Annotated in this window: 9 protein-coding genes; 4 read left to right on the top strand and 5 right to left on the bottom strand. The window is 65.8% G+C overall.

Features of this window, described 5'->3' with window-relative positions; all coding sequences use genetic code 11:
- The first annotated feature begins 26 nt into the window (after nucleotides 1–26).
- Complete coding sequence (locus ACZ5YA_RS21475) at nucleotides 27–899, top strand: LysR family transcriptional regulator (RefSeq protein WP_464091211.1); 873 nt, start codon at nucleotides 27–29, stop codon at nucleotides 897–899.
- A gap of 34 nt (nucleotides 900–933) precedes the next feature.
- Here ACZ5YA_RS21475 and ACZ5YA_RS21470 read toward each other — a convergent pair whose 3' ends face one another.
- The 4 genes from ACZ5YA_RS21470 to ACZ5YA_RS21455 all read right to left on the bottom strand — a co-directional run bounded on the left by ACZ5YA_RS21470 (nucleotide 934) and on the right by ACZ5YA_RS21455 (nucleotide 9112).
- Nucleotides 934–1572 (bottom strand): OmpW/AlkL family protein, encoded by a 639-nt coding sequence (locus ACZ5YA_RS21470; RefSeq protein WP_059376841.1) that lies wholly within the window; start codon nucleotides 1570–1572, stop codon nucleotides 934–936.
- Nucleotides 1573–1767: 195 nt separating this feature from the next.
- On the bottom strand, nucleotides 1768–3234 hold the full coding sequence (locus tag ACZ5YA_RS21465) for a glutamate synthase subunit beta (RefSeq protein ID WP_054455468.1): 1467 nt from the start codon (nucleotides 3232–3234) through the stop codon (nucleotides 1768–1770).
- Nucleotides 3235–3242: 8 nt separating this feature from the next.
- Nucleotides 3243–7982, bottom strand: a complete 4740-nt coding sequence (locus ACZ5YA_RS21460; RefSeq protein ID WP_059376846.1) for a glutamate synthase-related protein — start codon at nucleotides 7980–7982, stop codon at nucleotides 3243–3245.
- Nucleotides 7983–8350: 368 nt separating this feature from the next.
- Entirely contained in the window at nucleotides 8351–9112 is a 762-nt protein-coding gene (locus ACZ5YA_RS21455; RefSeq protein WP_059376848.1) for a hypothetical protein, read from the bottom strand.
- 234 nt (nucleotides 9113–9346) lie between these two features.
- Between ACZ5YA_RS21455 and fghA the strand changes: the two genes are divergently transcribed.
- From fghA to rpoH, 3 genes are all read left to right on the top strand, one after another.
- Complete coding sequence (fghA, locus tag ACZ5YA_RS21450; protein WP_464091210.1) at nucleotides 9347–10213, top strand: S-formylglutathione hydrolase; 867 nt, start codon at nucleotides 9347–9349, stop codon at nucleotides 10211–10213.
- A gap of 93 nt (nucleotides 10214–10306) precedes the next feature.
- Nucleotides 10307–10996 (top strand): hypothetical protein, encoded by a 690-nt coding sequence (locus tag ACZ5YA_RS21445; protein WP_251878521.1) that lies wholly within the window; start codon nucleotides 10307–10309, stop codon nucleotides 10994–10996.
- 214 nt (nucleotides 10997–11210) lie between these two features.
- On the top strand, nucleotides 11211–12095 hold the full coding sequence (rpoH, locus tag ACZ5YA_RS21440; protein ID WP_373429037.1) for an RNA polymerase sigma factor RpoH: 885 nt from the start codon (nucleotides 11211–11213) through the stop codon (nucleotides 12093–12095).
- A gap of 343 nt (nucleotides 12096–12438) precedes the next feature.
- On the opposite strand, the gene cpdA is transcribed toward rpoH, so the two are convergent.
- A complete protein-coding gene (gene cpdA, locus ACZ5YA_RS21435) occupies nucleotides 12439–13278 on the bottom strand; it encodes a 3',5'-cyclic-AMP phosphodiesterase (RefSeq protein ID WP_464091209.1) in 840 nt (279 codons plus the stop codon).
- Between the last annotated feature and the right edge of the window lie 171 nt (nucleotides 13279–13449).

The raw sequence follows: 13449 nt of genomic DNA, 5'->3' as shown, positions 1-13449 counted from the left end.
AATTATTAAGATAGCGAGTTCTCAAAATGAGAAACTTGGACCTCGATGCGCTGCAGATCTTCAAGGCGGTTGCCGATCAGGGCGGCGTGGCGCGCGCCGCTGCCCACCTGAACCGCGTGCAGTCCAATGTGTCGACGCGCCTGAAGCAGCTGGAGGCCTCGCTGGAGGCGCCGCTGTTCCGGCGCCAGAATCGCCGGCTGGTGCTGTCGGACCAGGGGCGGGTGTTGTTGTCCTATGCCGACCGCCTGCTGCGCCTGGCTGACGAAGCCCAGGCCGCGGTACGCGACGGTTCCCCGCAGGGCGTGCTGCGCATCGGCACCATGGAAAGTACGGCCGCCGCGCGCCTGCCGCCCATTCTGGCGGCCTATCACGCGGCCTGGCCGCAAGTGCGGATCGAACTGGTGACCGGCACGTCGGGGGCGTTGGCAGCCAAGGTGCGCAACTACGAGATCGAGGCCGCGTTCGTGGCGCAGCCCTTTCCCGCCGAGGCCTTGGCGGTGATGGATGCGTTCAAGGAAGAACTGGCGCTGATTTCGCCCTTGGCCTGGGACCCGATCGACAGCCCCAAGGATCTGGGAGAGCGCAGCGTGATCGCCTTCGCGGCGGGATGCTCATATCGGCGCATCCTGGAGTCCTGGCTGAACCAGGAAGGCGTCGCGCCGGGCAAGGTGATGGAGTTCGCCTCGTACCACGCCATCGTCGCCTGTGTGGCGGCGGGTTCGGGCGTGGCCATCGTGCCGCGTTCGGTGCTGGCGGTGCTGGGGGCGGAGCACACAGTGCGCATCGGCGCCCTGTCCGGCTCGCATGGCAGGGCCCTGACTCAGCTGGTCTGGCGCGCCGATGACGACACGCCGGCCTTGCAGGCCCTGCGGCACAAGCTCGATTCGCCGCAAGGCTGAGGCATGCCGCGCGTGATGCGCGGCCCTTTTGCGCTTAGAAGCGGTAGCCGACGCCCAGCGTCGCGACCCACGGATCGATGCGCGCGGTACCGATGTGCTGGCCGTCCAGCTTCACCTTGGAGCGGATGTCGATGTAGCGGATGTCCGCGTTCATGAACCAGCGCTCGTTGATCTTGAAGTCCGCGCCCAGCTGCGCGGCCACGCCCCAGGAGTCGCCCAGCTTCAGGTCCGAGCCCTTCAGCGCGCCTTCGGCCTGGGTGTCGAAGAAGTGGGTGTAGTTGATGCCCACGCCGATGTAGGGCTGGATCATGCTGTCGGGCAGGATGTGCCATTGCAGGCTCAGCGTCGGCGGCAATTGCTTGGTCGAGCCGATCTTGCCCAGGCCGCTGCCGCTGACGTCATGCTGGAAGGGCCAGGCGCCCAGCAGTTCGATACCGATGTTGCGCGTGGCCATGTAGGTCAGCGTGAAGCTCGGGCGCACGTTGTTGCTCACGTCGAGTCCGACGCTGCCATTGAGTACGGTGCCGTTGTTGGACGAGGGGCGGACCTGCGTCACGCCGACCTTGAACAGCACGTCGCCCGCTTCGTGGGCGTGCGCGGGGGCGGCGAGCGTGCCAGCGGCGAGCAGGCCGGCGATGGCGGTGGCGCGGATACGGCCGTTCAGCGAAAACATTCTCTTCTCCGATCTTTCCATTGGGTGAGACGACAGGTTCTCAAACCTGGCGTCCGGCCCGCTTGATGTGTGTCAAATCGTGAAAAGACCGCAATCGGAAAGTGGTTATGTTGCAACAGGCCGGAGGGCAGGCAAAAAAAATCGCCGCCGGCGCAATGCGCTCGGCGGCGATCCGGTTGAGCCTGATCGTGGCGATCAGCGCGGCAGTTCGCTGCTGCCCATGAGGTAGGCGTCCACCGAGCGCGCGCACTGGCGGCCTTCGCGGATGGCCCAGACCACCAGGGACTGGCCGCGGCGCATGTCGCCGGCGGTGAAGACCTTCTCGACGTTGGTGCGGTAGTCGTCGGTATTGGCGCGCACGTTGCCGCGCGCATCGCGGTCCACGCCGAAGGCGTCCAGCACCGTCTGCACGGGCGACACGAAGCCCATGGCCAGCAGCACCAGGTCGGCCTTGATCTCGAATTCAGAGCCTTCGACTTCGCGCATCTTCATTTGGCCGGTGGCTTCGTCCTTGAACCATTCGACGCGCGCGCCGATCAGCTTTTCGACCTTGCCGTTGCTGCCCTGGAGCAGCTTGGTGGTCACGGACCAGTCGCGCTCGCAGCCCTCTTCGTGCGAAGAGGAGGTGCGCATTTTCAACGGCCAGTACGGCCAGGTCATGGTCTTGTTTTCGCTTTCCGGCGGCTGGGGCATCAGCTCGAATTGCGTGACCGAGGCTGCGCCGTGGCGGTTGCTGGTGCCGACGCAGTCGGAACCCGTGTCGCCGCCGCCGATCACCACCACGTGCTTGCCCTTGGCCAGCGTCTGGTTGGTGAGCCGGTCGCCCGCCACCGCCTTGTTCTGCTGGCGCAGGAAGTCCATGGCGAAGTACACGCCCGACAGCTCGCGGCCGGGCACCGGCAGGTCGCGCGGGGTTTCCGAACCGCCGCTCATCACTACCGCGTCGAACTCGGCCAGCAGCGATTCCGGCGTGCGCACCGTCAGGCCGTCGGCCACGGGGTCGCTGGGATTGCCGATGTAGGTCGACGGCGCGAATTCCACACCCTCGGCTTCCATCTGCGAGATGCGGCGGTCGATCTGGTGCTTTTCAAGCTTGAAGTCGGGGATGCCGTAGCGCAGCAGGCCGCCGATGCGGTCGCTCTTTTCGAACAGCGTCACCGAATGGCCGGCGCGGGCCAGTTGCTGCGCGCACGCCATGCCGGCGGGGCCGGAGCCCACCACGGCAACCTTCTTGCCGGTCTTGCGCGCCGGCACCTGCGGCGACACCCAGCCTTCGGCCCAGCCCTTGTCGATGATGGCGTGCTCGATGGACTTGATGCCGACAGCGTCGCTGTTGATGTTCAAGGTACAGGCAGCTTCGCACGGCGCCGGGCAGATGCGGCCGGTGAACTCGGGGAAGTTGTTGGTGGAGTGCAGGACGTCCAGCGCGCGCTTCCAGTCCTGCCGGTACACCAGGTCATTCCAGTCCGGGATGATGTTGTTGACGGGGCAGCCGTTGTTGCAGAACGGGATGCCGCAGTCCATGCAGCGCGCCGCCTGCTGCTTGGCCTGGTCGTCGCTCAGGTGCAGCACGAATTCGCGCCAGTTCTTCAGCCGCTTCTGCGGGGCCTCGGAGGCCTCCTGCAGACGCTGAAATTCCATAAAGCCGGTAATCTTTCCCATGGTATCCCTCACGCAGCCAGTTGTTGCGGGTTGGCTGCACGCCACATTTCACCCAATGCGCGGCGGTAGTCCGTCGGCATGATTTTCACGAATTTGCCGCGCGAGGCTTCCCAGTCGCCCAGGATTTCGCGGGCGCGGAAGCTGCCGGTGTAGCGGAAGTGGTCTTCCACCAGGCGGCGCAGGATGGTTTCGTCCGTTTCGCGTTCACCGCCGCGCTGCGCGCTGTGCCAGACGTCGATGTTGTTCTGGGCAAGCTGTTCCGCGTGCGGCACGATGCTTTCCAGTTCGACCATGGACAGGTTGGCGCGCTGCTTGAGCGTGCGTTCCGGATCCCACACGTAGGCCACGCCGCCCGACATGCCTGCCGCGAAGTTGCGGCCCGTGGCACCCAGTACGACGACGGTGCCGCCGGTCATGTATTCGCAGCCGTGGTCGCCGGTGCCTTCCACGACGGTGGCCGCGCCCGAGTTGCGCACCGCGAAACGCTCGCCGGCCACGCCGTTGAAGAACGCCTCGCCCGCCAGCGCGCCGTACAGCACGGTGTTGCCGGCGATGATGTGGTCGGGGCCGAAGCCGCGGAAGTCGTTGGGCGAGCGCACGATGATGCGGCCGCCCGACAGGCCCTTGCCGACGTAGTCGTTGCCTTCGCCCACCAGGTCCATCGTGATGCCGTGGGCCAGGAACGCGCCGAAGCTTTGGCCGGCCGTGCCGTTGCACTGGATGTGGATGGTGTCGTCCGGCAGGCCGTCATGGCCATAGCGCGCGGCCACCGCGCCCGACAGCATGGCGCCGATGGTGCGGTTGCGGTTGCGCACGGGGACGATGAACGAGACCTTCTCGCCGCGTTCCAGCGCGGGCTTGCTGCGCTCGATCAACTGGTGGTCCAGCGCGCCGGCCAGGCCGTGGTCCTGCTCTTCGGTCTGGCGCACGTCGGCGTCGGATTGCGTTTGATGGAACACGCGGGCGAAGTCCAGGCCCTGGGCCTTCCAGTGCTCCACGCCCGAACGCATGTCCAGCAGATCGGCGCGGCCGATCAGGTCGTCGAACTTGCGGATGCCCAGCTGGGCCATGATTTCGCGGACTTCCTCGGCGATGAAGAAGAAGAAGTTCACGACGTGCTCGGGCTTGCCCTGGAATTTCTTGCGCAAGACCGGGTCTTGCGTGGCCACGCCCACCGGGCAGGTGTTCAGGTGGCACTTGCGCATCATGATGCAGCCTTCCACGACCAGCGGCGCGGTCGCGAAGCCGAACTCGTCGGCGCCCAGGAGCGCGCCGATGACGACGTCGCGGCCGGTCTTCATCTGGCCGTCGGCCTGCACGCGGATGCGGCTGCGCAGGCGGTTGAGCACCAGCGTCTGCTGCGTCTCGGCCAGGCCCAGTTCCCAGGGCGTGCCCACGTGCTTGATGGACGACACCGGGGAGGCGCCCGTGCCGCCGTCATGGCCGGCGATCACGACATGGTCGGCCTTGGCCTTGGCCACGCCCGCGGCCACCGTGCCCACGCCGACTTCCGACACCAGCTTGACCGATACCGAGGCCTTGGAATTCACGTTCTTCAGGTCGTGGATCAGCTGGGCCAGGTCTTCGATGGAATAGATGTCATGGTGCGGAGGGGGCGAGATCAGGCCCACGCCCGGCACCGAGTAGCGCAGCTTGGCGATGTATTCCGACACCTTGTGGCCGGGCAGCTGGCCGCCTTCGCCGGGCTTGGCGCCTTGCGCCATCTTGATCTGGATCTGGTCGGCCGACGACAGGTATTCGGCGGTCACGCCGAAACGGCCCGAGGCCACCTGCTTGATCTTCGAACGCAGCGAATCGCCCTTCTTCAGTTCGACGTCCGCTTCGATGCGGTCCGAGCCCAGCACCGAGGCCAGCGTGTCGCCGTCCTTGATGGTGCTCTTGCCTTCGCGCATTTCGGCGCGGTAGCGCAGTTCGTCCTCGCCGCCTTCGCCGGTGTTGGACTTGCCGCCGATGCGGTTCATGGCCACGGCCAGCACCGAGTGCGCTTCGGTGGAGATCGAGCCCAGCGACATGGCGCCGGTGGCGAAACGCTTGACGATGTCCTTGGCGGATTCGACGTCGTCCAGCGGAATCGCGCGCGACGGATCGAAGCGGAACTCGAACAGGCCGCGCAGCGTCATGTGGCGGCGGCTCTGGTCGTTGATGATCTGCGCGTACTCCTTGTACGTGCGGTAGTTGTTGGCGCGCGAAGCGTGCTGCAGCTTGGCGATGGAATCCGGCGTCCACATGTGCTCTTCGCCGCGTACGCGATAGGCGTATTCGCCGCCCGCGTCCAGGTCGTTGGCCAGTACCGGATCGGTGCTGAAGGCGGCGCGGTGCTGGCGCAGCGCTTCCTCGGCCACCTGGAAAATGCCGATGCCTTCGATGTTGGAGGCGGTGCCGGTGAAGTACTTGTTCACCAGCGCGGTCTGCAGGCCCACGGCTTCGAAGATCTGCGCGCCGGTATAGGACATGTAGGTGGAAATGCCCATCTTGGACATGACCTTGTTCAGGCCCTTGCCGATGGCCTTGATGAAGTTCTTGACCGCCTTTTCGGGGTCGTTCATCTTGCCCAGCGATTCCAGCGCCAGGTAGGGGTGGATGGCTTCCGCGCCGTAGCCGCCCAGCAGCGCGAAATGGTGCACTTCGCGCGCCGAGCCGGTTTCCACGACCAGGCCGGTATTGGTGCGCAGGCCGGCGCGGATCAGGTGCTGGTGGACCGCGGACGTCGCCAGCAGCGCGGGGATGGCCACGCGCTCGCTGTCGACCAGGCGGTCGGACACGATCAGGATGTTGTAGCCGCTGCGCACCGCGTCCACGGCGCGCGCGCACAGCGCGGCCACGCGGGCTTCGATGCCCTCGGGGCCCCAGGCGGCGGGATAGGTGATGTCCAGCTCGAAGCTGCGGAACTTCTTGCCCGTGACCTGCTCGATGTCGCGGATCTGCGCCATGGCGGCGAAGTCCAGCACCGGTTGCGACACTTCCAGGCGCAGCGGCGGGTTGACGTTGTTGATGTCCAGCAGGTTCGGCTTGGGGCCGATGAAGGACACCAGCGACATCACCAGCTGTTCGCGGATGGGGTCGATCGGCGGGTTCGTGACCTGCGCGAACAATTGGCGGAAGTAGTTGTAGAACGGCTTGGCGCGATCGGACAGCACGGCCAGCGGCGCGTCGTTGCCCATCGATCCGATGACTTCCTCGCCCGTCGTGGCCATCGGTTCCAGGATGAACTTGTAGTCTTCCTGGGTCCAGCCGAAGGCCTGCTGGCGGTCCAGCAGCGACACCTGCGACTGCGTGGCGACGGCGGCCTGGCGCGGGGCCGGCAGCGATTCCAGCTTGATCTGCAGACGTTCGATCCACTGGCGGTACGGCCGGCTGTTGGCCAGCTGCAGCTTGATCTCGGCGTCGTCGATGATGCGGCCCTGTTCCAGGTCGATCAGGAACATCTTGCCCGGTTGCAGGCGCCACTTCTTGACGATGCGGTTCTCGGGGATGGACAGGGTGCCGGCTTCGGAAGCCAGGATGACCATGTCGTCATCGGTGACCAGGTAGCGGGCCGGGCGCAGGCCGTTGCGATCCAGCGTGGCGCCGATCTGGCGGCCATCGGTGAACGCAACCGCGGCGGGGCCGTCCCACGGTTCCATCATGGCGGCGTGGTACTCGTAGAAAGCGCGGCGGCTTTCATCCATCTGCGTGTGCTGCTCCCAGGCTTCCGGGATCATCATCATCATGGCGTGGGCCAGCGAGTAGCCCGAATTCACCAGCAGTTCCAGGCAGTTGTCGAACGTGGCGGTGTCCGACTGGCCTTCGTAGACGATGGGGTACAGCTTCTTCAGGTCGTCGCCCAGCACGGCCGACTGCATCATGCCTTCGCGCGCGCGCAGCCAGTTGAAGTTGCCCTTGACCGTGTTGATTTCGCCGTTGTGGGCAATCATGCGGTACGGGTGGGCCAGCGGCCAGGCGGGGAACGTGTTGGTCGAGAAGCGCTGGTGCACCAGCGCCAGGGCCGACACCGTGCGCGGGTCGGCCAGGTCGCGGTAGTAGCGGCCGACCTGGTCGGCCAGCAGCAGGCCCTTGTAGACCACGGTGCGCACCGAGGCCGAGGGCACGAAGTATTCCTTGCCGTGCGCCAGATGCATGTTCTGGATGGCGTGGCTGGCGGTCTTGCGGATCACGTACAGCTTGCGCTCCAGCGCGTCCGGCACCATCACGTCGGCGCCGCGGCCGATGAACAGCTGGCGGATCACGGGTTCGCAGGCGCGCACGGCGGGCGACATGGGCATGTCGACGTCCACCGGCACGTCGCGCCAGCCCAGGACGACCTGGCCTTCGGCGCGCACGGAGCGTTCCAGCTCCTGTTCGCAGGCCAGGCGCGAGGCCGTTTCCTTGGGCAGGAACACCATGGCCACGCCGTACTCGCCGGGAGGCGGCAGCGTGATGCCTTGATGGCCGAGCTCGTCGCGATAGAGCGCGTCGGGAATCTGGATCAGGATGCCGGCGCCGTCGCCCATCAGCTTGTCAGCGCCGACCGCGCCGCGGTGGTCCAGGTTTTCCAGGATCTTCAGACCCTGCTGGATGATGGCGTGGCTTTTCTTGCCCTTGATGTGGGCGACGAAACCGACGCCGCAGGCGTCATGCTCGTTCTTGGGGTTGTACAGGCCCTGGGCGGAAGGCAGCCCGATGCGGCTGGCATCGATGGGGGTCGCCTTGGGCGGGGGACAGGAGTCGATCGGGGTAATTTGGGGCATGGCGCGCTCCGCAGTGGGCCTGCGTCGTAATGTTGCAGTGCAGGAGACGGACAATACCCCCGACAGGAGTAGGGTGCAATAGGAATAAATAGGGTATGTCCCCTATTTTTAATATGGACTGTCATTGATAGTTAATTCGGTGACGCATCAAGAGCCGCGCCAAATGGACCTCGCCAGGAGGGTATGCACCAGTAAGGTGCTCGCTCATGCGACAAAGCGCCGTTTTTCTTGTTATATGTCCCCATTTATTAGGGGGGTTTTGATAGCTGCGGCTAGCGTCGGCGTTGCGGAAACGCCAATGCGCACGGCGGTCTGCGCCGTAGTGGTACGCCACAATGAAAGAACCCGCCGTTCAGGCGGGTCCGTAATCAGGAGGATGTCGACGTGGGCGTCGTGGTGGGCGGCGAGGAACTCGGTTCCGCGTCGGTAGACGCCGCCGCCGGCTTCTTGCGCGGACGTCCGCGCTGGCCAGGTGCGACCCGGCGGCTGGCGGTATGGGCCAGGCTGGCGATGAAGGCGGGACCGCCCAGCGCCCATTGTCCGGAGACAGCCTGGTCGATGCGCTGCGTTTCCTCGCGCGACAGGCCGTCCTGCAAGCGCTTGCGGTAATTGGCCTGGCGGTCGAACGGGGTATTGCCACAGGCCCAGTAGTCTGCGTGGTCCGACTGCCATTGCGCGGGCGCAGCGGTGGTGTTGCCGGTATGGCTGGAAGCGGACGACCAGGGCCAGGAATCGGGATCCTGCGAGGCGCCGCTGCGCACCGGGTAGGTTTCGAGCCAGACCAGCGACGGCAGCACCCAGGCGCCCGGTTCCAGCAAGGCAGAGCGGTAGCGGCCGGCGAAGACCCGGCCGCCGCGCAGGCGCGCCGCAAGGTTGCGGCCCAGCGTCTGCATCAGGCGCGGCAGGCCTTCCTCGTCCGCGGGCGTGGCCAGCAGCAGGATGCGGTCGTTGGCAAGCAGCCAGCCGTGAACCGAGACTCGGTGGCGTTGGGCGGATTCGCCCAGCCACGTGGCCAGTTGGTTCAATATGTCGGCCGGCGCGGGCTGCGACGGCGCCGCCAGCGGCTGGATGAAGTTGGCCTGCACCAGTTGGGGCAGCCCAGGGGCGTACAGACGGGGCAGACGGGCCATAGTGTCAGGACTTGCGTATTTGGAAGAACGGGTTGTCTTCGCTCACGGTATATAAATAGTGCCACGGTGGGCGCTGGTCAAGTCCCGTGATCATGGTCAGGGCAGGAAATCGCTTTTTTTCTGTCGTTCGTACCCCATAAAGCCCAGGTTAACATTCGGCGACGGAACGTCGTACCGTGGATATCCCCTAATCCGCGAGACGTTCTTTCCCATCATTCCGACCGGAGGAAAGCAATGGCAGTCGCCCTGGAACTCATTTCGCAGCATCGCTGCTTCGGCGGCTGGCAGCGCTATTACCGCCACGAGTCCGCGGAGATCGGCCTGCCCATGCGCTTCTCCGTCTACCTGCCGCCGCAGGCCGAGCAAGGCCCGGTTCCGGTGCTCTTCTACCTGGCGGGCCTGACCTGCACGGAAGAGACCTTCATGATCAAGGCGGGCGCCCAGCGCCTGGCCGCCGAGCTTGGCGTCATGCTGGTCGCCCCGGACACCAGCCCGCGCGGCGCCAACGTGGCCGGCGAGGACGAAAGCTGGGACCTGGGCACCGGCGCGGGCTTCTACGTGGACGCCACCACCCCCGCCTGGCGCGAACGCTACCGCATGTACAGCTACGTGACGCAGGAACTGCACGGCATCGTCACGGGCGAGGCCCTGCCCGGCGACGCGTCGCGCACCGGCATCTTCGGCCATTCCATGGGCGGCCACGGCGCGCTGGTGCTGGCGCTGCGCAACCCCGGCAAGTTCCGCTCGGTGTCGGCGTTTGCGCCCATCGCCGCGCCCAGCCAGTGCCCCTGGGGCAAGAAGGCGTTCGGCGCCTACCTGGGCGACAGGACCGAGGATTGGGCCGCGTACGACGCATCCGCGCTGATGCGCGGCGCCACCAACCCGTTTCCCGCTGGCATCCTGATCGATCAAGGCGAATCGGATCAATTCCTGGCCGAACAGTTGTATCCCGAGGTATTCGAGGCAGCCTGCGCCGCCGCTGGCCAGCCGCTGGACCTGCGGCGCCATCCGGGCTACGACCATGGCTACTACTTCATCTCGACGTTCATCGAGGATCACATCCGGTTTCACGTCGAGCGGCTTGGAAAACCGGCGCCCTGAGGGCGCGCTTCTATACTGGCGGGCCTGCCGCGGCAGGCTGCTTGCGCGCCCCGGCGCGCCGCCTGCGGTCTGTGCTCAATAGGAACGCCTGATTTGATCAACGGAATCGCTCCCTTCGTCTGGATACTGCTGGGCGCCGTCGTCGTCCTGTTGCCGGGCATCGTCATGCTGCTGGGCCGCGGCGGCCCGCGAGACGAGCGCGGCCGCAGGATGTTCCAGTTCCGGCCGGTGCGCCGCCTGTTCGGCCTGATGCTGGTGCTGCTGGGATGCGTATCGGGCCTGCTGGCCCTTTCGCTGGTGCAATTCTTCCGCCTGACGACCGATGAGCCGGTGGCGCATATTGAAGTTCGGCAGGTGGCCGACGGCCAGTTCCAGCTCAGCGCCAGCGCGCCTGGCACCGGCACCAAGCAGTACGTCCTCTACGGGGATCAGTGGCAGATCGATGCGCGGGTCGTGCGCTGGCGCCTGCCGGCGCTGATGGCCGGCGTGCCGCCGCTGTACCGGCTGGAGCGCCTGTCCGGCCGCTATAGCGATGCGGCGCGGGAAGCCTCGGCCACGCGCTCGGTCCACGCGCTGGACGACTGGCCGGCGCCGGATCTGGCATCGCTGAAGAAGAATTTCCCGAACTGGTTCCCGTTCGTCGATGTCCAATTTGGCAGCGCTGCGTATATGCCGCTGTTCGATGGCGCCCGCTACCAGGTGTTGATGGATCCGCGCGGGGCGCTGTTCGTGCGGCCCGACGGCGAAGCTACGGCCGAGGGCTTGAAGCGGCTGGGCTGGTAGGGCAAGCCGCAACCGCGTCCGGATTCAGGGGCTGGCCATCCGCCGGCAGCGCTCGTTTGTCCCATGGCGGCAAACCACCCCGAAAAAATAAACGGGGACGCAATGCGACGAATGAAACTTTGACGCGCCGCAATAGTCGAATTAGCACTCCCAATACTAGAGTGCTAACATCGAATCCATGTCGTTATCCCTTCGCCATCCGGAGACCCCCGCTATGAAGCAACCCAGTACCTCGTTGGCCGCTACCGGCAACGCCCTGGCGTTGGCCATTGCCAATCCGGGCGCACTTGGCACGATCGACGCTTATATCTCCTCGGTCAACCGCCTGCCGGTCTTGTCCGCGGAACGTGAAACCGAGCTAGGCCGCCGCCTGCGCGACCAGGAAGACCTGGGCGCCGCGCGTGAACTGATTCTGTCGCACCTGCGCCTGGTGGTGTCGGTGGCGCGTCAGTACCTGGGCTATGGATTGCCGCATGCCGACCTCATCCAGGAAGGCAACGTGGGTCTGATGAAGGCCGTCAAGCGCTTCGACCCCGAGCGCGGCGTGCGCCTGGTGTCGTTCGCCGTGCACTGGATCAAGGCCGAAATCCACGAGTACATCATCCGCAACTGGCGGCTGGTGAAGGTCGCGACCACCAAGGCCCAGCGCAAGCTGTTCTTCAACCTGCGCAGCATGCGCCCCGACGGCCAGACGCTGGATCCGGAACAGGTCGACCACATCGCGCGCGAACTGAACGTGCGCCGCGAAGACGTGAGCGAAATGGAAGTGCGCCTGTCCGGCCGCGACATGTCGCTGGAAAACCAGGACGATGACGATGACAGCTACGCGCCCATCGCCTACCTGTCCGACGAGGGCCGCCAGGAACCCACCCGGGTGCTGGAACGCGCCGCCCGCGACCAGCTGCAAAGCGCCGGCCTGACCGACGCGCTGCAAGCGCTGGATCCGCGTTCGCGCCGCATCGTCGAGGCCCGCTGGCTGCAGGACGACGGCGGCGCCACGCTGCACGAACTGGCGCAGGAGTTCGGCGTTTCGGCCGAGCGCATCCGCCAGATCGAAGCGGCCGCCCTGAAGAAGATGCGCGGCAACCTGGCCTCTTGAGGCGCTTGTCGAACCATGCGAAGGGCCGCGATCAGCGGCCCTTTTGCTTTTCCGGCGCGCCGCGGCCGCGCATGAATATATTGATACAAATTCGGGCGGAAATTTTGCGCGGCGCGAGAAACTTAATGAGGATCGCACCGCCTAACTTCATGTAGACCGCGAACTTCGGTTAGCAGTCTTGTCATCCGTCTCGGCTTCTCCTCTTTCCCCTCCCCTATGAGACGGATGCTTGCGGGGCACCATGTATACCTGGTGCCCCGTTTTTTATGCGCGTCCGGTTCGCGCCTGCACCGGACTCAAGCGGCCAACGCCGTGCGCAGCCGGAGCAAGAAGCGCGGCTTGTCTAGGCCGCCTGGGCGTTGTCGGAGGCCGTCATGGCGCCATGCCACAGCGCGTCCTGCACGCGCCGTACGCCGGTCGCCATCGAACCGTCCTGGTACAGCTTGATCCAGCGGTAGCCGGGCGCCATGTTGTCCACCACGTGCTTGCCGTCGCGGATGCTGAACTGGAAGCAGGTCGACGGCGTGGCCAGCAGGCGCAGGTTGTGGCGACGGCGGTCGAACTCATGGTGCACATGGCCCCACAGCAGCACGCGGACCTGCGGCCAGCGCGCCAGCAGCTTGAACAGGGCCTGCGGGTTGTCGATCATCATCGAATCGTGCCAATGGCTGTCGATCTGCATGGGGTTGTGATGCATGGCGACCAGCGTGTGGCGGCCCGGAGCCTCGGCCAGCGCGGCCTCCAGCAGGTCGAGCTGGCTCGCGGGCAGATGGCCGGCGTTGGAACCGGGCACGGTGGTGTCCAGCGTGACCACGCGCCAGGCGCCCACGTCCGTCACCGGGACCGACCATTGCGGCAGTTCCTGGCGCATCACGGCCGGCAGATCATGGTTGCCGGGCAGACAGCGAATGCAGGCCTGCGCCAGCGCCGGCGCCTCGGACAGGACGCGCGCCAGCCGGCGATAGGCCGCGGCCTCGCCGTCCTGGGACATGTCGCCGGTCGCCAGCAGCAGCTCGGGATGCTTGCCGTCCGCCTCGATCTGGCGCAGCACCGCGCGCAGGCTGGCGTCCGTGTTGACGCCCAGCATCGAGGTTTCAGGTTCGCCGAACAGATGGCTGTCGGTCAGCTGGACCAGCATGGCGGGCGCGTCGTCGCGCCGGGTCAGGGAATGAATCCGGGCCAAGTGCCGCTCCTGCAAAGTTTGTGCGATTCCACATTACCCAAAAAACACGGCGCGACGCGTATCGCTTGTCCGCATTGGGGTAACGAAACGTGCATTCTCCACGATTCCTGGTAGTTCCTGCTCCGGTCCGGGAGGAAAAAGCCGCTATTCTTGTGGAACTTCACACAAGCT

The sequence above is a fragment of the Achromobacter sp. JCM 18799 genome (assembly GCF_055395645.1).
The sequence above is the reverse complement of the archived record's forward strand: the minus strand, read 5'-3'. Positions and strand labels throughout refer to the sequence as shown.